General features: G+C 66.2%; 16 protein-coding genes (1 of these 16 running past the window's edge). 13 read left to right on the top strand and 3 right to left on the bottom strand.

The window, feature by feature from the left end; genetic code table 11:
• The first annotated feature begins 61 nt into the window (after positions 1–61).
• A complete protein-coding gene (locus tag M2352_RS15170) occupies positions 62–493 on the top strand; it encodes a hypothetical protein (protein ID WP_264665410.1) in 432 nt (143 codons plus the stop codon).
• A gap of 57 nt (positions 494–550) precedes the next feature.
• Here M2352_RS15170 and M2352_RS15165 read toward each other — a convergent pair whose 3' ends face one another.
• The gene (locus M2352_RS15165; protein ID WP_264665409.1) at positions 551–967 is read right to left on the bottom strand and encodes a hypothetical protein; all 417 of its coding nucleotides are present in this window, start codon (positions 965–967) and stop codon (positions 551–553) included.
• Between the two features lie 38 nt (positions 968–1,005).
• Positions 1,006–1,224, bottom strand: a complete 219-nt coding sequence (locus tag M2352_RS15160; RefSeq protein WP_264665408.1) for a hypothetical protein — start codon at positions 1,222–1,224, stop codon at positions 1,006–1,008.
• A 223-nt stretch (positions 1,225–1,447) separates the two neighbouring features.
• Here M2352_RS15160 and M2352_RS15155 point away from each other — a divergent pair, with 223 nt between their 5' ends.
• The 3 genes from M2352_RS15155 to M2352_RS15145 all read left to right on the top strand — a co-directional run bounded on the left by M2352_RS15155 (position 1,448) and on the right by M2352_RS15145 (position 5,050).
• Positions 1,448–3,919: a methyl-accepting chemotaxis protein gene (locus M2352_RS15155; protein ID WP_264665407.1), complete on the top strand. Its 2,472-nt coding sequence runs from the start codon at positions 1,448–1,450 to the stop codon at positions 3,917–3,919.
• Positions 3,920–4,090: 171 nt separating this feature from the next.
• Entirely contained in the window at positions 4,091–4,426 is a 336-nt protein-coding gene (locus tag M2352_RS15150) for a DUF1491 family protein (RefSeq protein ID WP_264665406.1), read from the top strand.
• A gap of 126 nt (positions 4,427–4,552) precedes the next feature.
• The gene (locus tag M2352_RS15145) at positions 4,553–5,050 is read left to right on the top strand and encodes a bacteriohemerythrin (protein ID WP_264665405.1); all 498 of its coding nucleotides are present in this window, start codon (positions 4,553–4,555) and stop codon (positions 5,048–5,050) included.
• A gap of 74 nt (positions 5,051–5,124) precedes the next feature.
• Here the strand turns inward: M2352_RS15145 and tldD are convergent, their stop codons facing one another.
• Positions 5,125–6,558 carry a metalloprotease TldD gene (gene tldD / locus M2352_RS15140; RefSeq protein WP_264665404.1) on the bottom strand — a complete coding sequence of 478 codons (1,434 nt, stop codon included), beginning with the start codon at positions 6,556–6,558 and terminating at the stop codon, positions 5,125–5,127.
• 215 nt (positions 6,559–6,773) lie between these two features.
• On the opposite strand from tldD, the gene M2352_RS15135 reads away from it, so the two are divergent.
• The 9 genes from M2352_RS15135 to cysW form a co-directional block, all read left to right on the top strand.
• Entirely contained in the window at positions 6,774–8,108 is a 1,335-nt protein-coding gene (locus tag M2352_RS15135; protein ID WP_264665403.1) for a DUF3422 family protein, read from the top strand.
• Positions 8,109–8,410: 302 nt separating this feature from the next.
• The gene (locus tag M2352_RS15130; RefSeq protein WP_264665402.1) at positions 8,411–10,090 is read left to right on the top strand and encodes a methyl-accepting chemotaxis protein; all 1,680 of its coding nucleotides are present in this window, start codon (positions 8,411–8,413) and stop codon (positions 10,088–10,090) included.
• 94 nt (positions 10,091–10,184) lie between these two features.
• A complete protein-coding gene (locus M2352_RS15125; RefSeq protein WP_264665401.1) occupies positions 10,185–10,466 on the top strand; it encodes a hypothetical protein in 282 nt (93 codons plus the stop codon).
• Between the two features lie 82 nt (positions 10,467–10,548).
• Positions 10,549–14,034: a DNA polymerase III subunit alpha gene (dnaE, locus tag M2352_RS15120; protein ID WP_264665400.1), complete on the top strand. Its 3,486-nt coding sequence runs from the start codon at positions 10,549–10,551 to the stop codon at positions 14,032–14,034.
• A gap of 3 nt (positions 14,035–14,037) precedes the next feature.
• Positions 14,038–14,901 carry a hypothetical protein gene (locus M2352_RS15115; protein WP_264665399.1) on the top strand — a complete coding sequence of 288 codons (864 nt, stop codon included), beginning with the start codon at positions 14,038–14,040 and terminating at the stop codon, positions 14,899–14,901.
• 374 nt (positions 14,902–15,275) lie between these two features.
• A complete protein-coding gene (locus tag M2352_RS15110) occupies positions 15,276–16,442 on the top strand; it encodes a hypothetical protein (protein WP_264665398.1) in 1,167 nt (388 codons plus the stop codon).
• 249 nt (positions 16,443–16,691) lie between these two features.
• On the top strand, positions 16,692–17,708 hold the full coding sequence (locus M2352_RS15105) for a sulfate ABC transporter substrate-binding protein (protein ID WP_264665397.1): 1,017 nt from the start codon (positions 16,692–16,694) through the stop codon (positions 17,706–17,708).
• A 2-nt stretch (positions 17,709–17,710) separates the two neighbouring features.
• Complete coding sequence (gene cysT / locus M2352_RS15100) at positions 17,711–18,559, top strand: sulfate ABC transporter permease subunit CysT (RefSeq protein ID WP_264665396.1); 849 nt, start codon at positions 17,711–17,713, stop codon at positions 18,557–18,559.
• On the top strand, positions 18,549–19,399 hold the 5' portion of the coding sequence (cysW, locus tag M2352_RS15095; protein WP_264665395.1) for a sulfate ABC transporter permease subunit CysW. 76 nt of this gene lie beyond the right edge of the window; 851 of the gene's 927 nt are visible here — the first part of the coding sequence; it begins with the start codon at positions 18,549–18,551; the stop codon falls past the right edge of the window. Before cysT ends, cysW begins: the two co-directional genes overlap by 11 nt.

Below are 19,399 nucleotides of genomic sequence, written 5' to 3'. Positions count from 1 at the left end.
CCTCTATTCCCCGCGCCGGAGCAACGGGCAGCCGGGGGAAGATTGGGACGGCAGGAAGACGATGAGCGGTTCTTACGTGGATGGCAAGGTGCGCGAGGCGCTGGCCGCGGCCAACGGCAGCCGGGCGGTGGCGCAGAAGATCCTGATTTCCATGGCGGCCAAGGATCCGCAACTGCTGCTGGCCATGGCCCAGCCCTTTCTTCAGGCCATCGCCGCCGCCGCCATCGAACGGGTTCTGCGCCGCGCCCGCTCCACCGGCCCGTCCCGCGGGGCGGGCAACGGCGCCCTGTCGCGCGAGGCTCTGGCGCGGGTGCTGGACCGCATGGGCCGGGACGACGACGAGCCGGCGGCATCGGGCGGCGGTGACAAGGGCACGACCCCCCGCGCCCCATCCCCGGCGGCGGGACCGGTGAAGGCCGCCCCTCCCGGTGCATCCCATGAAAAATCGATGCTGGCGATTGCCAAGGCTTTTGCCGCCAAGAAGGTCCGCTGACCGCCGCGGTCCGCCGGGGCGTTTCCCCTCACTTCAATCGAACCCCCTTCGATCACTTCAATCGAACGGTGTGCGCTGGTTGGCCGGCTTGATGACCGGCGGCGGGCTGGCCAGCGCGCGGTCGCCGTTGCGGTAGGGGTCGGGAATGTGGTGGCATTCCACATCCGCCAGCGTGCGGTAGCAATAGATGTTGGACCGGTCCACCACCACCTTTTCCGGGCAATAGTCCCCGGTCTCGCTGAACGAGACCGACGAGCAGTCCTTGCCGGTCAGGCCTGAGACCACATGATCGACCACCGTCTTGCGGGTGCTGGTCAGCGACACCAGATCGACCGCCACCCCGGCCCCGGTCACGGCGCCGGTGGGGGTGCATCCCCCCGCCAGCGGCAGCAGGGCCAGCACAACGGCACAGGGACGGACGGGGATGGGGATCATGGCGGTCATGGCGATGGGGGTGGCCGTACGGTCCATCATTGCACGGCAAGAGCCTTAACAAGATCTGAATCCGCCCGCTACCGCAACAGCACGCAGATGCGGCTGCGGCATTGGACCAGAACGAAGATCCCCTTTTCCTCGCCGCAATCCACCTTGAACACCGTCTGCGGTTCCCGTCCGGGAACATAGCGCAGGACTTCCACTTTCGTGGGTGTGCAGTTGCCCGACCGCGCGGCTTCCTTGGCCTCGGCCTGGGCCGACGATACGGTGGCGGCGGTGGCCACGGAGCTGGACAAGCATAGGCTGAACAGTGTGACTTGCAGGGTGTGTGCTTTTTTCATGCGCCGGCACCACAAAAACGTCGATGCATTTGCCGAATCGTGGAAACGTAGACCATATCGTAAGAAATATGTCCGAAATTCGCTCGTTGCCGGACGGCGGGCGATCCGATACAACGGCATCCCATAAAAACCATATAAAATTAATTGCTTTACACCCCAGCGAAGGGAGCGGTGCAGGATGCGTCTGAACGAACCGATCACCAACCGTGAGGTGGAACTGCCGGAGGGTGAAATGCTGGTGTCGCGCACCGATCCCGGTGGGCGCATCACCTTCGTCAACAAGGCGTTCATCGACATCAGCGGCTTTTCGGAAGAGGAGCTGATCGGCGCTCCCCACAATCTGGTCCGCCACCCGCACATGCCCAAAGAGGCGTTCGCCGACCTGTGGGCCACCGTCAAGCAGGGCAGGCCGTGGGAAGGGCTGGTCAAGAACCGCACCAAGACCGGGGATTTCTATTGGGTGCGGGCCAATGTGACCCCGCTGATCGAAAACGGCCAGATCACCGAATACATCTCCATCCGTTCCAAGCCGTCGCGCGCCCAGATCGCCGCCGCCGACCAGCTGTATGCCGACATCCGCAACGGCCGCGCCAAGGGCGTGGCCATCCGCGAGGGCGTGGTGGTGCATCCGGGGCTGGGCGACAAGCTGGGCCGTTTCAGCCGCAGCATCGCCGGGCGGCTGACGCTGGCGTTCGCGCTGATGATCGCGCTGATGGTGGGCAGCACCTGGACCGGCCTGTCGGGCATGGGCGATGCCAACGATTCGCTGCAGGAGGTGTTCGAGAATCACACGGTGCCGGTGGGGCAGTTGGGCGAGATCCTGGATCTCATGCGCGACAACCTCCAGGCCATGACGCTGCTGGTCATCGACCTGCGTGACGGCTCCGATCCCAAGGTCATCGAGAAGCGGATCGCCGGGGTGCGCCAGAACATCGGTGCCATCAACAGCCTGTGGAACACGGTGACGGCCAAGCCGATGACGGCGGCGGAGAAGTCCATCGCCGACCGGTTCGCCACCGAGCGCACCGCCTTCGTCACGCAGGGGCTGGAGCCCGGCCTGGCCCTGGCGGCGGAGGGCAACGCGCTCCGGCTGGAAAGCCTGTTCAACGGAACCATGCAGCCCCAGTTCGCCAAGGCCCAGGCCCTGAACCGCGAGCTGCTGGCCACCAAGCTGAAGGAGGCGGAGTCCGCCCATCATCGGGCCAACGACGAATACAGCACCCGTCGGCTGATCGCGCTGGTGGTGGTGGTGGGCAGCGCGCTGGGGGCCGCCGTTCTGGGCTGGCTGCTGCTGGGCGCCATCCGCCGCCCGCTGGCCCGCGCCGAGGTGCATTTCGACGCCATCGCCCGCAACGCCTATTTCCACGAGATCGAGGACGCCACCGTCACCGAGTTCCGCCGCATGAGCGCCCAGCTTCGCGCGCTCAAGGCCAAGCTCGGCTATGGCGCCCAGGAACGCGCCGAGCATGAGCGCCACGCGGAGGCCGAGCGCCGCCGCGCGCTGGAAGACATGGCCGGCACCGTCGAGCGGGAGGCCGGTGCGGCGGTGGAGCAGGTGGCGCAGCGCACCAAGACCATGGCCGACGACGCCGAATCCATGGCCGGCTCCGCCGATCGCGTCAGCCAGAACAGCCAGGGGGTTGCCGCCGCCGCCGACGAGGCGCTGGCCAATGCCCAGGCGGTCGCCAGCGCCACGGAAGAGCTTGCCGCCTCCATCCGCGAGATCGCGGCCCAGGTCGCCCACGCCGGCAGCGTGACCAAATCGGCAGTGGCCGACAGCCATTCGACCCAGAGCGCCATTCTGTCCTTGTCGGAAGAGGTGGCGAAGATCGGGGAAATCGCCAACCTGATCGGCGACATCGCCAGCCAGACCAATCTGCTGGCGCTGAACGCCACCATCGAGGCCGCCCGCGCGGGCGAAGCCGGCAAGGGGTTCGCCGTCGTGGCGGGCGAGGTCAAGAACCTGGCCAACCAGACGGCCCGCTCGACCGAAGAGATCTCCCGCCAGATCGCCACCATCCAGAGCGCCACCCAGGGGGCGGTGAGCGCCGTGTCGGGAATCGGGCGCACCATCGCCACCATCGACGAGATTTCCACCGCCATCGCCGCGGCGATGGAGGAACAGAGCGCCGCCACCCAGGAAATCAGCCGCAACGTGGTGGAAACCAGCTCCGCCGCCCGTGAGGTTGCCGACCTGATCGCCCAGGTGTCGCAGGACGCGCGGGAAACCGGCGACCAGGCCGGCAACGTGCGCATCAACTCCGACGAGGTGTCGCACAGCATCCAATCGCTGCGTCAGGTGCTGGTGCGGGTGGTGCGCACCTCCACCAAGGAGGCCGACCGCCGCAAGCTGCCGCGCTACACGGTGGATCTGGCCTGCACGGTGCGGACGCCCGGCGGCGAAACGCTGGACACCCGCATCAGCGAGCTGTCGGAAGGGGGGGCGACCATCGCCAAGGCGCTGCCGCTGCCGGTGGGGGGCCGCGGCACGGTGATCATCCGCGAGCTGTCGGCGGACCTGCCGTTCGAGGTCCGTGCGTCGCTGGATGGGCGGCTGCATGTGCGCTTCACCGAAACCCCCGCCGCGTTCGTGACGGCGTTTCAGCGGCTGACCGCCCGCATGACGCCGCAGCAATCCTCCGTCGCCTGACCGGCGGGTGGGCCGGGGAGCCGGCTGGCAATCGGTATCATAGGTGGTCATGATCGTTTCCCCTTGGGCTTTTCCCCGCGGGAGAAGGAACGGTAAAAGGCGGGGTGAACGTTTACGGGGAGTGGTTCCGAATCAGGCCGGGCCGCCCCCGATCCGCGGAAAGGGAAGCGAATGGACGACGACCGTCTGCCGACCGGGCTGTGGGTGATGGCCCATGTGCGGGCCGCCGATGCGCAAGGGGTGCCGATGGTCGTGGCGCGCAAGGGCGACCCCGGGCGCGGCACCGTGCTGCTGAAGATCAACCGTCTGAACGGTCTGTTCGATATCCTGGTCCAGACCCGGCGGGACGGGGAATTGGTGTGGTCCCGCCCGCTGGGGCCTGATCCCATGGATGAAACGGCCGCCGACGCCTATATCGCACGGCAGATGAAATACGATCCCGATCTCTGGGTGATCGAGGTGGAGGACCGTCAGGGCCGCCCATGGTTCGATGGGCGGATCGTGTGACATTTTTTATCTAAGCCTCATTGATTTGTATCAATTTGAAGACATAAGCTTAGGTGCTATGGCTGATGGCGTAGAGCGCTGCCCCGGCTTTTGCGGGGCCGCGTGACTTTGGGGAAGGGGCGGCGGATGGATGAGCTGGAAGGCTGGAACGCGTGCTGGTCGGTCGGCATCGACGGCATCGATGAAGAGCACCGCTATTTCATCTATCTGCTCAACCAGTTCAACGGCAACGGTTCGGACGCCCTGTCGGGTGAACGGCTGCGCGCGATGGCCGGCGAGTTGCTGACCTACACCGAAGAGCACTTCACCAACGAAGAAAAGGTGATGGAAGCCGCCGGCTACCCGCTCTACGAGGATCACAAGTACCAGCACGATCTGGCCGAGGACGAAATCCGTCACGCCATCGCCAGCACCATGCCGGAGCAGGAATTCCGCGCCTTTCTGGGCCGTTTCATGCTGAACTGGCTGGTGCTGCACATCCAGTCGTCCGACCAGAAGCTGTCGGCGTGGCTGCACGAGAACAATGTCCAGTACGAACGCCTGTTCGACGGCATCATCTCGGGCCGCGACTGGATGAAGCTGGGCCGCGACGACGGCACATCGCCCATTCTGGCCGCCGAATAAAAATGGGGTGCAGGGGCCATTGGCCCCTGCCGGGGAGCGCCGAGGGGAAGATCCCCTCGGCATAGTCCATTCCGTTACGCCGCCGTCCCGCCGACGGTCAGCCCGTCCAGCAGCAGCGTCGGCTGCCCCACGCCCACCGGCACGCCCTGGCCGTCCTTGCCGCAGGTGCCGACACCGGGGTCCAGGCGGGAATCGTTGCCGACCATCCGCACCCGCGTCAGGGAATCCGGCCCGTTGCCGATCAGGGTGGCGCCCTTCAGCGACGCGCCGATCCTGCCGTTCTCGATCAGATAGGCTTCCGAGGCCGAGAACACGAACTTCCCCGACGTGATGTCCACCTGGCCGCCGCCGAAGTTCTTGGCGTAGATGCCGTTCTTCACCGACGCGATGATCTCTTCGGGCGTGTGCTGGCCGTTGCGCATGACGGTGTTGGTCATGCGCGGCAGCGGGTGATAGGCGAAGCTCTGCCGCCGGCCGTTGCCGGTGGGACGCGCGCCCATCAGGCGGGCGTTCATGCGGTCCTGCATGAAACCGACCAGGATGCCGTCTTCGATCAGGGTGGTGCACTGGGACGGCGTGCCCTCGTCGTCCACGCTGATGGAGCCGCGGGCGTTCTCGATGGTGCCGTCGTCCACCACGGTCACGCCGGGGGCGGCGATGCGCTGGCCCAGCAGGCCGGAGAAGGCCGAGGTCTTCTTGCGGTTGAAATCGCCCTCCAGCCCGTGGCCGATGGCCTCGTGCAGCAGGATGCCGGGCCAGCCGGCCCCCAGGACCACCGTCATCTCCCCCGCCGGGGCGGGGATGGATTCCAGATTGACCAGCGCCTGGCGCAGCGCCTCGTCCACGAAGGATTTCCAGGTGGTTTCCTGCATGTACTGGCCATAGGCGACGCGGCCGCCGCCGCCGTGGCCGCCGGTCTCCATGCGCCCGTTCTCTTCCACCACCACCGACACGCCGAGCCGCACCAGCGGGCGCAGGTCGGCCACCCGCACGCCGTCGCCGCGCAGGATCTGCACCGCCTGCCATTCGCCGCTGATGGAGCAGCTCACCTGCCGCACGCGGGGATCCTTGCCGCGGGCATAGGCGTCGATGGCGGCCAGAAGCTGGACCTTCTCCTCGAACGGCACCAGGGCCAGGGGGTTGTCGGGGGTGTAGAGGGCGCGGTTGGTGCCCTGCGGCGCCTCGGCCACCGTGCCGGAATGGTTGGCGCTGACGGCGCGCACGGTGGACGACGCCCGGCGGATGGCGTCTTCGGACAGGGTGGAGGCGTGGGCATAGCCCGTGGCCTCGCCCGCGATGGCGCGCAGGCCGAACCCCTGGGTGGTGTCGAAGCTGGCGGACTTCAGCTTTCCATCGTCCCAGCCCAGGCTCTCCGACTGGGCGTATTCCAGATAGAGTTCGCCGTCGTCGGCAGCACCCAACGCCTCGGCGACGATGCCCTCCACGCGGGCGCGGTCCAGCCCGGCGCGGTTGAAAAACAGATCATCGGTGACGGCAAGCGCGCTCATGGACACTCCGCAAGGACGGGTCCGGGCCGGGATGGTCCCGTGCCTGGACGAAAGAACAAGGGTTTCCCGCGCTGCGGCATCTCGCGCCCGGCGCCGGGATGTGGTTTATGTGTGCTGTGCTTAGTGTGGCAACGGCGGGCCGGTCCGGCAAGGCCGCCGGTGCATGATGCCATGCGAATCACCCACTCTCCTCCCTCCGGTGCCGAGCGACCGCCATGACCGCAGTGACCGACGATTCCCGTGGAACCCCCATTTCCGGTCTGGCGGACCGCCCGCTGAAGGACCACCCGCTGCGCGTGGCCCTGACCAACGAGGTTCACGCCCGACCGTCGGAGTATCTGGAAGCGCCCATCCGCGCCACCGTCCTGGCCATGCTGTCGGGCGAGGGCGCGGCGGACGCGGAGCGCGCGCATCTGGAGCGGCTGTGCCAGTGGGCCGGCGTGCCCAAGCCGTCGCGCAGCGCCACCCATTACAGCGGTTCCTTCGGCACCTTCCGGCTGAAGTGGGAGCGGCACACGGAATTTTCCACCTACACCATCTTTCGCCCCGGCCGGTCCGACGAGACGTTTGCCGAACCGGCGCTGGACGCTCTGCCGCCCGACTGGCTGGGCGGAATGCCGGGGCAGATGATGGTGGGCGTGCATGTGGTGCTGCGCGAAGCGGCGTCGGACGAGCCGGACGCCGGCCAGCTGGCCGCGGTGTTCGGGTCGGATTCCTATGCCGGCAACCGCGTGGCCGGCGGGGCGGCCACCGCCTGGACCGATTTCCGCATCCACGGCGACGGCTTCAGCCGCATCCTGATCCAGAACCATTCCATGAGCCCGTGGCAGGCCGGGCGTTATGTCCAGCGCCTGATGGAGATCGAGATCTACCGCGTCATGGCGCTGCTGGCGCTGCCGGTGACGCGGCAGGTGCTGCCGCGCATCGGCGCCATCGAAGCCGAGTTGGCCGCCCTGACCGCCCAGACCACCGACCTTCAGGGGCTGGAGGACGAACGCGACGTGCTCGACCGGCTGACCCGGCTGTCGGCCCAGACCGAACAGATCGCGGCCGAGGCCTCATACCGTTTCGGCGCCGCGCGGGCCTATTTCGGTATCGTGGAACGGCGCATCGGCGAACTGCGCAGCGTGCGCATCGAGGGGCTGCAGACGGTGGGCGAGTTCATGGAACGCCGCCTGACCCCGGCGTCGCGCACCTGCGACGCGGTGCAGGCGCGGGTGGAGGCGCTGTCCCAGCGTCTGGCCCGCGCGTCCAACCTGCTGCGCACACGGGTGGAAATCGCGGTGGAGGGGCAGAACGCCCAGCTTCTCAAATCCATGGACCACCGGGCCGAGGTGCAGTTGCGCCTGCAGGAAACGGTGGAGGGGCTGTCGGTGGTGGCCATCAGCTATTACCTGATCGGCATCGTCGGCTATGCCGCCAAGTCGTTGAAGGGGTTCGGGCTGAAGGTCGATCCCGATCTGGTGATCGGGCTGATGATTCCGGTGGTTCTGTTCTTTGTCTGGAACGGGGTGCGGCGGATCCGCAAGGTTCTGGCCAGCGATCATTGAATCGCCCGTTCCACCCTGCGGCAAATCCATTCTGCGGCATTATGCCGCAGAATGGCGGTGCTTCGTAACCAAATCAAATTACGTGGCGAATTTGAAAGAAATTCGTCATGGGTTCGTCGGTGTGCGCAATATCCATGCGCATTTTAGGGAATAATGATCTTTTCTGTCCCTATAATTAACAAACCGTTACCATTTGTGTCCTGATTGTCGGCGTTTCCGCATTGACCCCCGCGTGCTGCAATGCATCATGCGCCCCCGTACGGGCCGGGGCGGTCCCGGTTTGGGAAATGCGGGCAAGGATCATGGCGTTCCTGAAGGGGTTGAGCATCGCGCAACGGCTGTACGGCGTGGTGGCCGTTCTGCTGGTGGGCATGGTGGTTGTGGCCGGCTTTGTGATGGTGGACATGCGCAACGGCATCGTCGCCCAGCACCGCAAGCAGGCGCGGGAGATGGTCAACGCCTCCATTTCCATCATCAAGGGCTATCACGGCCGCGCGCTGCGTGGCGAGATGGCCGAGGACGCCGCCAAGCGCGAAGCCTTCGCAGCCCTGAAATCCCTGCGCTACGACACGGTTCAGTATGTGTGGATCAACAGCATGGACGGCATCATGCTGATGCACCCCACGCTGGAGGGCAAGGCGCTGGATCAGGTGCGCGACGCCCGCGGCGCGCCCATCTTCACCGACATGATCGAGGTGCTGAAAACCCGCGACAGCTCCGCCTATGATTACTGGTGGAAGCCGTCGGCCGACGCCGAGCCGGAACAGAAGATCTCCGCCGTCGCCGTGTACCGCCCGTGGGGCATGGTGGTCGGCACCGGCATGTTCCTGACCGACGCGGAAAAGGATTTCTATGCGGGTGTCTGGCGCTTGGTGGGGGTGGTGGCCGCCATCACCGCCGGGGCGCTGCTGATGGCGGTGTCGGTGACCCGCGGCATCGTCGGCACGCTGAAGCGCATCACCGCCACCACCACCGCCATTGCCCAGGGCTCCGCCGACGTGCCGGTGCCCTTCACCGACCGTTCCGATGAGATCGGCGAAGTGGCCCGCGCGCTGCGCACCTTCAGCGACGTCTTTGCCGCCGACCGCCGCCGGGCGGAGGAGGAGCACGCCCGCGCCCTGGCCGAGGAACGCCGCCGCACCACCATCGCCAGCCTGTCGGAAGCCTTCGACCACCGCATGAGCGAGGTGGTGGGCGTTCTGGGCCGCGCCGCCGGTGCGGTGCAGACCAGCGCGCAAACCCTGTCCCAGACCGCCAACACCACCACCGACCGTTCGGCGGCGGTGGGGGCGGCGGCCCATCAGGCGTCCGCCAACGTGCAGATGGTGGCCTCCGCCGCGGAGGAGCTTCACGCCTCGGTGGGCGAGATCAACCGCCAGATCGAGGAATCGAGCCGCATCACCGAACAGGCGGAGCACGAGGCCGCCACCACCAACAGCACCGTCGCCGGCCTGTCCGACGCCGCCCAGAAGATCGGCGAGGTGGTGGTCCTCATCAATTCCATCGCCGCCCAGACCAACCTGCTGGCGCTGAACGCCACCATCGAGGCCGCCCGTGCGGGCGAGGCCGGCAAAGGGTTTGCGGTCGTGGCGTCGGAGGTCAAGAACCTCGCCAACCAGACCGCCAAGGCCACCGAGGAGATCCAGGGACAGGTGCAGCAGATGCAGGCGGTGACCGAGGATTCGGTCCAGGCCATCGAACGCATCGCCGGCACCATCGCCCAGATGGGCGACGTCACGCGCTCCATCGCCGCGGCGGTGGAACAGCAGAACGAAGCCACCCTTGGCATCGCCCGCAACGTGGCCGAAGCGGCCATGGGCGCCAAGCAGGTGGCCGGCAACATCGAAGGCGTGCGCGACGCCGCCCGCCAGACCAGCGGCATCGCCGGCGAGGCGCTGGGCACCGCCGCCACGCTGAGCCAGCAGGCCGACACCCTGCGCGCGGAAGTGGAGCGCTACATCCACGCGGTGCGGGCGGCCTAACCCTTCTGAGGGCAAGCGCAGCGGGAACGCTCCGGTTGTGGGCCGGTTGAACGGATTGACACTTCGTTCACCAGCCCATCCGGGAGTTTTTCCGATGCATGTCTCCACCCGTTTCCGTCTGGCCCTGCTGATCTACGGCATGGTCAACGCCGTTGTCTTCGGGATCGGCGTCGTTCTGGTGCTGGGCGTGCCCAGCCTGTCGCAATGGGCGCTGCAGCTCATGCCGGTGGTGGTGGCGCTGAGCTTCATCCTGGCCGCCCCCATCGCCTGGTTCCTCGCCCCCCGCCTGCGCCTGCGCTTCTGGCGCACGCAGGAAGCGCGCGAACGGCGCGAGCGGGAGGATGCCACCCTTCATCACGGCCACGGGGTGCGGTGACGGGCTGATGCGCGGCGGCACCGCTTGATTCCCATGGCGGTTCTGGTCCACCTCTAGGGACCGGATCACCCAGAGGGCCGCCATGCCGCACGCCTCATTCGTTCACTTGCGCGTCCATTCCGCCTATTCGCTCTCCGAGGGGGCGATCAAGGTCAAGGAATTGGTCAAGCTGTGCGTGAAGAAGGGGATGCCGGCGGTGGCCGTCACCGACACCGGCAACCTGTTCGGCGCCCTGGAATTCGCGCTGGCCGCGGCGGGGGAGGGGGTGCAGCCGGTCATCGGCACCATCCTCGGCATCACCCGCCCCGGCCCGGCGGCGGCACCCCGCGGGGTGCCGGGCCGGGGGGTGAACACCCCCGACCCGCTGGTGCTGCTGTGCCAGTCGGCGGCGGGGTACAACAACCTCATGAAGCTGGTGTCGAAGGCCTTCCTCGATTCCGATCCTCTGTCGGGGCCGCAGGTGCCGCTGTCAGCGTTGGAGGGGCACACCGACGGCCTGATCGCGCTGACCGGCGGTCCGCAGGGCAGCGTCGGACGGCTCCTGTCCGAAGGGCAGACGGACGCGGCGGTGGAGGTTCTCCAGCGTCTCAAGACCCTGTTCCCCGACCGGCTCTACATCGAGCTTCAGCGCCACGGCGGCGCCTTCGCCGCCATCGAGGATGCGGTGGAGCCGGCGCTGGTGGATCTGGCCTATGCCCACGCTCTGCCGCTGGTGGCGACCAACGACTGCTATTTCGCCACCCCCGACATGTACGAGGCCCACGACGCGCTGCTGTGCATCGCCGAGGGCGCCTACATCAGCCAGGACGAACGCCGCCGCCTGACGCCGGACCATTGTTTCAAGTCGGCGGACGAGATGCGCGCCCTGTTCGCCGACCTGCCGGAAGCGGTGGACAACACCCTGGTCATCGCGCGGCGCTGTTCCTTCCTGCTGAAACCCATCAAGCCCATCCTGCCCGCCTTCCCCACCGAAGAGGGGCGGACGGAGGACGAGGAGTTGCGCGCCCAGTCCCGCGCCGGGCTGGAGGACCGCCTGGAAAAGGGCGTCTACACCCCCGACATGACGCCGGAACAGCGGGCGGAGACGCGCAAGACCTATTTCGCCCGGCTGGAATTCGAGCTGGACGTCATCGTCAAGATGAAGTTCCCCGGCTACTTCCTGATCGTGTCCGACTTCATCAAATGGGCCAAGACCAACGGCATCCCCGTGGGGCCGGGCCGCGGGTCGGGCGCCGGTTCGGTGGTGGCGTGGGCGCTGACCATCACCGATCTCGATCCCTTGCGCTTCGGGCTGCTGTTCGAGCGGTTCCTGAATCCTGAGCGCGTGTCCATGCCCGACTTCGACGTGGACTTCTGCCAGGACCGCCGCGAAGAGGTGATCCGCTACGTCCAGGACAAGTACGGCTATGACCGGGTGGCGCAGATCATCACCTTCGGTAAGCTGCAGGCCCGCGCCGTGCTGCGCGACGTGGGGCGCGTGCTCCAGATGCCCTATGGGCAGGTGGACCGCATCTCCAAGATGGTGCCCAACAACCCGGCCAACCCGGTCACGCTCCAGCAGGCGCTGGACAGCGAGGAGATGCTGCGCCAGGCCCGCGACGAGGATGAAACCGTCGCCCGTCTGATCTCCATCGCCATGAAGCTGGAAGGGCTGTACCGCCACGCCTCCACCCACGCGGCGGGCGTGGTGATCGGCGACCGGCCCCTGGACCAGCTCGTGCCGCTGTACCGCGACCCGCGGTCGGACATGCCGGTCACCCAGTTCAACATGAAGTATGTGGAACAGGCCGGTCTGGTGAAGTTCGACTTCCTGGGGCTGAAGACGCTGACCGTGCTGCAGACGGCGGTCAACCTGATCCCGGAAAAGCCGGACCTGACGGCCATCCCGCTGGACGACGCGCGGAGTTACGAGATTCTCGGCCGGGCCGAATCCACCGGCGTGTTCCAGTTGGAAAGTTCGGGCATGCGCGACGTGCTGCGCCGCCTGAAGCCCAACCGGCTGGAGGACATCATCGCGCTGGTGTCCCTGTACCGCCCCGGCCCCATGGACAACATCCCCAAGTACATCCGGGTGAAGAACGGGGAGGAGCCGGCCGATTACATGCACCCCTCGCTCGAAGGTATCCTGAAGGAAACCTTCGGCATCATGATCTACCAGGAACAGGTGATGCAGATCGCACAGGTGCTGTCCGGCTACACGCTGGGCGGTGCGGATCTGCTGCGCCGCGCCATGGGCAAGAAGATCAAGGAGGAGATGGACGCCCAGCGGGCCATTTTCGTCAAGGGCGCGGAGGACCGGGCGGTGCCGGGGGAACAGGCGTCGCTGATCTTCGATCAGGTGATGAAGTTCGCCGGCTACGGCTTCAACAAATCCCACGCCGCGGCGTACGCGCTGGTCGCCTATCAGACCGCGTGGGTCAAGGCCAACCACCCGGTGGAGTTCATGGCGGCGTCCATGACGCTCGACCTCGGCAACACCGACAAGCTGAACGTGTTCCGCCAGGAGCTGTCGCGGCTGAAGGTGCGGCTGCTGACCCCCGACGTGAACAAGTCCGACGCCATCTTCGCCGTGGAAACCCTCGGTGGCGGGGAAAAGGCCATCCGCTATGCGCTGGCGGCGGTGAAGGGTGTCGGCCTGCCGGCCATGAAGGCGGTGGTGGAGGAGCGGCGGAAGAACGGCCCGTACAAGAGCCTGTTCGACTTCGCCCGCCGGCTGGATTTGAAGACCATCAACAAGCGCCAGTTGGAAAACCTGACCTGCGCCGGGGCGTTCGACGGGCTGAACCCCAACCGCGCCCAGGTGCACGCCGCCCTGGAAACCCTGATCCGCTACGCCCAGGCGGAAACGGCGGAGCGGGAAAGCGGCATCGGCAACCTGTTCGGCGGCGGGGGCGGCAGCGGCTTCAAGGAACCCGACCTGCCCAAGGTGACGGAATGGGAACCGCTGGAAAAGCTCAAGCATGAGTTCCAGTCCATCGGCTTCTACCTGTCGGCCCACCCGCTGGACGCCTTTTCCGGCCCCTTGGGGCGGATGAAGGTGGTGCGCTCCGCCGATCTGGCCCAGGCCATGGCGCGGGGCGGCTCCACCCGCTACCGCATGGCCGGCATCGTGGTCAGCCGCAAGGAGAAGACCGCCAAGTCCGGCAACCGCTTCGCCTTCGTCGAGCTGTCCGACGCGTCGGGCGGGTACGAGGTGACGTGCTTCTCGGAGGTGCTGTCGTCCAACCGCGACCTGCTGGAAGCCGGGCGCCCGGTGATGATGACCGTGGACGCCCAGATGAACGGCGAGGACATCCGCCTGACCTGCCAGGAGGTCAAACCGCTGGACGAGGCGGTGTCGTCGGTGTCCGACGGCCTGCGGGTGGTGGTGCGCGACGCCCGCCCGCTGGAACCGCTGAAGGGAATGCTGGAGCGGCTGGGCCGCGGGCGCGGTCGGCTGCATGTGCTGGTGGAAACCGGCCCGCTGCAGGAGGTGGACGTTCAGCTTCCCGGCGCCTACGCCATCACGCCCCAGAGCCGGGCGGCGCTGAAGGCGCTGCCCGGCGTGGTCGAAGTGGCGGATATCTGACGCATGGACACGCTGATGCAGCAGATCCTGCCCGTCGATGCCCGGCAGGAGGAGTTGACGCGCCGGTTTCTGCTGCCGGCGCTGGGGGAGATCGAGCGCAGCCTGTACGCCCTGCGCGCGGACATCGACGCGGAACTGGCGCCCCGCCTGCCGCCGATCATGGGCGGCGGTTACCCCCGCGGCCGGTGCCTGGAAATCACCATGGCGGCGCTGGCCCGGCTGCAACGGCGGCTGCGGGCCCCCGGCGATGCGGGGGAACTGGCGCTGCACAATTTCGTTCTCCACGGCGGCAGCGTGCGGCTGGTGTGGGGGGTGCTGCGGGAGCGCTATTTCCAGAACGCCTTCCAGGCGGGTGGGCTTTATCTCGATGTGTCCAACGACACGGTGGTGCCGACCAAGCCCAAGGTGGAGATCCTGCCCATCGCTGAATCGGGGCTGGAGAATGTGCGCGATCTGGACCATTTCCGCACCACGGCGGAAGGCTATTGGGGGGCTGCCGTCTATGCCAACACCCTGGTGCCGTCGCTGGCCCCGCTGCTGCCCCTGATCACCGTCAGTCCGGGCCTGCTGGAGCCGGGGCTGCAGTCGGCGTGCAATTATATGATCGGGCTGATGTGCCGTGACGGCTTTCGGCAGGCGGAGGCGTGGGTGGCCAATGCTCCGGCCCCGCCGCCGGATGTGGCGGCGGCCATTCTGGCCGCCGTTCCGCCCGACCTGCTGCCCCGGACGGCGGACGGCCGTGCCGAAGGGATTGCGGCCTGCCGCCATGCCCGTGCCTGCGGCAACCACCAGGACGCCGGGTGGCGGGACATGCGGGTCCGGGATTACCTGCGCATCGCGGCCCGGATGCCGGTCGTGGCGCCCTGACGTCCCGGCGGCTGCTGGAAATCATGCCGCCGTTTTCTGTCTCAACTTAAACAGTCCTTAATGGCTTGAGCGGTTAAATAATTCCATGAACCGGAAACAAACTTCGTTGTCAAAACTAAGATGATTGTGATGGTGTAGGGTGACTGGTTGGCTCTGGAGAAAAATATCTGCCTATTTCTTTGATTAATGTTCTTTAACGATATTCGTTATTGGTTTGTTTAACGGATAGAGGCAAAGCGGATTCGGCTGGTCCGGCGTCTGCTTTTGCGATGACATGCCGTTCACCATGACGTGCCGTCGCCGTAACCGCCGTGCCGGACGTGTGTCCGCCTCTTGCCCCATGCCCTGTATCCCGATCAGCCGAGGACAGTGCCATGCGGTCACGGCGTTATTCCGATGCCATTTCGCCCATTCTGGAACAGGTGCTGTACGGCGGTTCCAGCGTGTCCATGAACCTGCTGACGCTGACCGATGCCCTGCCCGGCGGCGCCCATCTGTTCCAGGCGCACGGGCTGAACCACGTCATCCTGTTCAAATACCCCAACTTTGACGCAAGCCAGGGGGACGAGGATGATTTCATGGGGGCCGACGTGTGGGGGATGGGCGATGCCCCCGGCGAACGCCCGGTGGAAACCGGCATCTACATCCCCAACAACGCCCGCGAGTGGGAGGCCGGCGGCCATGCCATCTATCTGCGCTCGCGCAACAGCACCACCCTGCTGGAAGAGTATTTCGGTGCCGAGGCGGTGGACCGCGAATCGCCGCGCAGCGATGTGACCCTGCTCCAACTGATCGACGATATCCCGTCGCTGGACGCCTTTTTGCTGAAGACCTGTTTCGAGGCCAAGAAGATCCCCATCGATCACCGCTATTGGCAGATCGATGAGGACGAGGAGCATCAGATCCGCCTGCTGATCCGGCACCGCATCGAACCCATCGTCCACAAGGCGCTGAGCCAGGGCAGCCGTGCCCCCGTCATCGAACGGTTCCTGGAAGCCATCTGGAACCCCGAGATGGAAGAAGCCGGCCATTTCGTCTCCGCCTTCGGCATCGAGCGGGGGGAGGCCGACATGATCTTCAGCGCGTGGAAGGGCATCACCTATTACGAATACCAGCTTCGCCGCATCGCGCCGCGGGTGCGGGCCATCATCGGCTGGCTGAAGTCCAAGGATTGCATCCCCTTCGACATCAAGATGCACCGGCCCCATGACGAGGCGATGCTGATGCACATCGAACGGGTGGGGCGCCTGCTGGATACGACCCTGCTCGACATCCGCCGGGTGCTGACCGAATACGAAGAAAGCTTCCGCACCCTGATGGCTGGCCACCCGGCGCTGTTCCGCGACTTCCTGCGCACCATCCGGGGCCGCTATTGGCTGCTGGGCTATTGCGTGTCGGCGCTGACCAGCGTGGTCCATGTGGACAGCCGGTGCATGAAGAACAACCCGGCCCGCCACGTGCCCTTCGAAACCCTCAAGCGGCTGCTGCGCCAGTTCGAGGTGGCGCTGGACCGCCGGCGGGAACAGCGGGTGGATTTGTGACGCCCCCCTTGCGCCCTTGGCGTCCGGGCCGTTGTGTGACAGCCTTTCGCCAGATGCCTCCCCAACCACTTATTAACATTGCCATATTGTTAATAAATTCGAAACCTGTAAAAATTCTACGGAGCAGGTGAAAAGAGGACTTTCGCTCCACCGGGAAGACAGTTATTCTCTCCAAGGCAAATGGGATTATCAAAATAATAAGCCTAGTGGGAAGATAGGTAATTGGCGGTTATCCGCGGGGAGTGATCCATGCTGTTTCGGTCTCGGTTCCTTGTTCTGGCGGCTGGTCTGGCAGTTTTCGGTTTTGCCGCCGCCCGTGCTGCGGGCAGTGATACGCTGCTGAACGTGTCCTATGATCCGACGCGCGAACTTTATGTGGAGTTCAACAAAAGCTTCGCCGATGAGTGGAAGAAGGCGTCGGGCGGCAACACCGTCACGGTGCGCCAATCCCACGGCGGGTCGGGCAAGCAGGCGCGGTCGGTCATCGACGGGCTGGATGCGGACGTGGTGACCCTGGCGCTGGCGTATGACATCGACGCCATCGCCGACGCCGGCCTGTTGTCCAAGGACTGGCAGAAGCGGCTGCCGGACAATTCCTCGCCCTACACCTCCACCATCGTGTTCCTGGTGCGCAAGGGCAACCCGAAGAACATCAAGGACTGGGACGATCTCGTGAAGCCGGGCGTCCAGGTCATCACGCCCAACCCCAAGACCTCGGGCGGGGCGCGCTGGAACTATCTGGCCGCCTGGGCCTATGCCCTGGAAAAGAACGGCGGCAGCGAAGACAAGGCCAAGGAATTCACCGCCGCCCTGTTCAGGAACGTCCCGGTGCTGGACAGCGGTGCGCGCGGCTCCACCATCACCTTCACCCAGCGGCAACTGGGCGACGTGCTGCTGGCGTGGGAGAACGAGGCGTTCCTGTCGGTGCAGGAACTGGGGGCCGACAAGCTGGAAATCGTGGTTCCCAGCCTGTCGATCCTGGCTGAGCCGCCGGTGGCCGTGGTGGATCAGGTGGTGGACCGCAAGGGCACCCGCAAGCTGGCGGAGGCGTATCTGCAATTCCTCTACACCCGCGAAGGGCAGGAGATCGCCGCCAAGAACTTCTACCGTCCGCGCAACCCCGAGGTGGCGAAGGCCTATGCCTCCCGCTTCCCCGATGTGCGGCTGGTGACCATCGACGGCGCCTTCGGCGGCTGGCGCACGGCACAGGCCAAGCACTTCGCCGACGGCGGCGTGTTCGACCAGATCACCCAAGGGAAGAAGTGAGCATGGCTGGGGCCGTCGGTTGGCAGTTTCGGCGGCCCAGCGTCCTGCCCGGTTTCGGGGTGACGCTGGGCATTACGCTGACGTGGCTGAGCCTGATCGTGCTGGTGCCGCTGGCGGCGCTGGCGGTGAAGGCGTCGGGGCTGGGCTGGTCCGGATTCTGGTCGGTGGCGACCGATTCCCGCGTTCTGGCCGCCTTCCGCGTCAGCTTCGGCCTGTCTCTGGCGGCCGCAGCGGTCAACGCCGTGTTCGGGTTGCTGGTGGCGTGGGTTCTGGTGCGCTACCGCTTTCCGGGCAAACGGCTGGTGGATGCGCTGATCGACCTGCCGTTCGCCCTGCCCACGGCGGTGGCGGGCATCGCGCTGACCTCGCTCTATGCGCCCAACGGCTGGATCGGGGCGCCGCTGATGGAATGGTTCGGTCTCCGGGTCGCCTTTTCCCCCATCGGCATTGCGGTGGCGCTGATCTTCGTCGGCCTGCCGTTCGTGGTGCGCACGGTGGAGCCGGTGCTCCAGGAAATGCCGCCCGAGGAGGAAGAGGCCGCGGCCTGTCTCGGCGCCTCGCGCATACAGACCGTGTGGCATGTGGTGCTGCCCTCCATTTTTCCGGCGCTGATGACCGGATTTGCGCTGGCCTTTGCCCGCGGAGTGGGGGAATACGGGTCGGTCATCTTCATCGCCGGCAACATGCCGGGGCTGACGGAGATCGTGCCGCTGCTGATCGTCATCAAACTGGAACAGTTCGATTACGCCGGGGCCGCGGCGGTGGGGGTGCTGATGCTGCTGGCGTCCTTCGCCCTGCTGCTGGTCCTGAACCTGCTGCAATCGTGGATGAGGGCGCGCCATGTCCGTTGATCATCAGGCGTCCGTCGAGCATCAGGCGGCGGGTCTGGCCGTCGGGGCCGCGTCGGCTCCCTTGGCGGTCAAGGTGCGGCGGCCCGCTCTGGCCGAATCGCTGTGGGTGCGGCGGGGGCTGATCGCCGCGGCGCTGGTGTTTCTGGCGCTGTTCCTGTTGCTGCCCCTGGTGGCGGTGTTCGCCCAGGCGTTCCAGAAAGGATTTGCCGCCTATTGGGACGCGCTGGTGGAGCCGGACGCGGCGGCGGCGATCAAGCTGACGCTGCTGGTGGCGGTCATCGCCGTGCCGCTCAATCTGGTGTTCGGCGTGGCGGCGTCGTGGTGCATCGCCAAGTTCGATTTCCGCGGCAAGCATCTGCTGACCACGCTGATCGACCTGCCGTTTTCGGTGTCGCCGGTGATTTCCGGCATGGTGTTCGTGCTGCTGTTCGGATTGCACGGGGTCTTCGGGCCGTTCCTGAAATCCCAGGGCATCCAGATCGTGTTCGCCTTGCCGGGGCTGGTGCTGGCCACCGTCTTCGTCACCTTCCCCTTCGTCGCCCGCGAACTGATCCCGCTGATGCAGGAGCAGGGATGCGACGAGGAAGAGGCGGCCCTGGTGCTGGGGGCCAGCGGGTGGCAGACCTTCTGGCACGTGACCCTGCCCAACATCAAATGGGGCCTGCTGTACGGCGTTCTGCTGTGCAACGCGCGGGCGATGGGTGAATTCGGGGCGGTGTCGGTGGTATCGGGCCATATCCGCGGCGAGACCAACACCATGCCGCTCCATGTGGAAATTCTTTACAACGAATACAACTTTGTGGCGGCGTTCGCCGTGGCCTCGCTGCTGGCGTTGCTGGC

Origin of the sequence: Azospirillum fermentarium (assembly GCF_025961205.1) — a bacterium.
Classification (GTDB): domain Bacteria; phylum Pseudomonadota; class Alphaproteobacteria; order Azospirillales; family Azospirillaceae; genus Azospirillum; species Azospirillum fermentarium.
The sequence above is the reverse complement of the archived record's forward strand: the minus strand, read 5'-3'. Positions and strand labels throughout refer to the sequence as shown.

What these genes read in the sequence shown, in the direction of transcription:
- M2352_RS15170 (WP_264665410.1), top strand. Translation starts at nt 62, where the DNA reads ATGAGCGGTTCTTACGTGGATGGCAAGGTGCGCGAGGCGCTGGCCGCG.
- M2352_RS15165 (WP_264665409.1), bottom strand. Translation starts at nt 967, where the DNA reads ATGATGGACCGTACGGCCACCCCCATCGCCATGACCGCCATGATCCCC.
- M2352_RS15155 (WP_264665407.1), top strand. Translation starts at nt 1,448, where the DNA reads ATGCGTCTGAACGAACCGATCACCAACCGTGAGGTGGAACTGCCGGAG.
- M2352_RS15150 (WP_264665406.1), top strand. Translation starts at nt 4,091, where the DNA reads ATGGACGACGACCGTCTGCCGACCGGGCTGTGGGTGATGGCCCATGTG.
- M2352_RS15145 (WP_264665405.1), top strand. Translation starts at nt 4,553, where the DNA reads ATGGATGAGCTGGAAGGCTGGAACGCGTGCTGGTCGGTCGGCATCGAC.
- tldD (WP_264665404.1), bottom strand. Translation starts at nt 6,558, where the DNA reads ATGAGCGCGCTTGCCGTCACCGATGATCTGTTTTTCAACCGCGCCGGG.
- M2352_RS15135 (WP_264665403.1), top strand. Translation starts at nt 6,774, where the DNA reads ATGACCGCAGTGACCGACGATTCCCGTGGAACCCCCATTTCCGGTCTG.
- M2352_RS15130 (WP_264665402.1), top strand. Translation starts at nt 8,411, where the DNA reads ATGGCGTTCCTGAAGGGGTTGAGCATCGCGCAACGGCTGTACGGCGTG.
- M2352_RS15125 (WP_264665401.1), top strand. Translation starts at nt 10,185, where the DNA reads ATGCATGTCTCCACCCGTTTCCGTCTGGCCCTGCTGATCTACGGCATG.
- dnaE (WP_264665400.1), top strand. Translation starts at nt 10,549, where the DNA reads ATGCCGCACGCCTCATTCGTTCACTTGCGCGTCCATTCCGCCTATTCG.
- M2352_RS15115 (WP_264665399.1), top strand. Translation starts at nt 14,038, where the DNA reads ATGGACACGCTGATGCAGCAGATCCTGCCCGTCGATGCCCGGCAGGAG.
- M2352_RS15110 (WP_264665398.1), top strand. Translation starts at nt 15,276, where the DNA reads ATGCGGTCACGGCGTTATTCCGATGCCATTTCGCCCATTCTGGAACAG.
- M2352_RS15105 (WP_264665397.1), top strand. Translation starts at nt 16,692, where the DNA reads ATGCTGTTTCGGTCTCGGTTCCTTGTTCTGGCGGCTGGTCTGGCAGTT.
- cysT (WP_264665396.1), top strand. Translation starts at nt 17,711, where the DNA reads ATGGCTGGGGCCGTCGGTTGGCAGTTTCGGCGGCCCAGCGTCCTGCCC.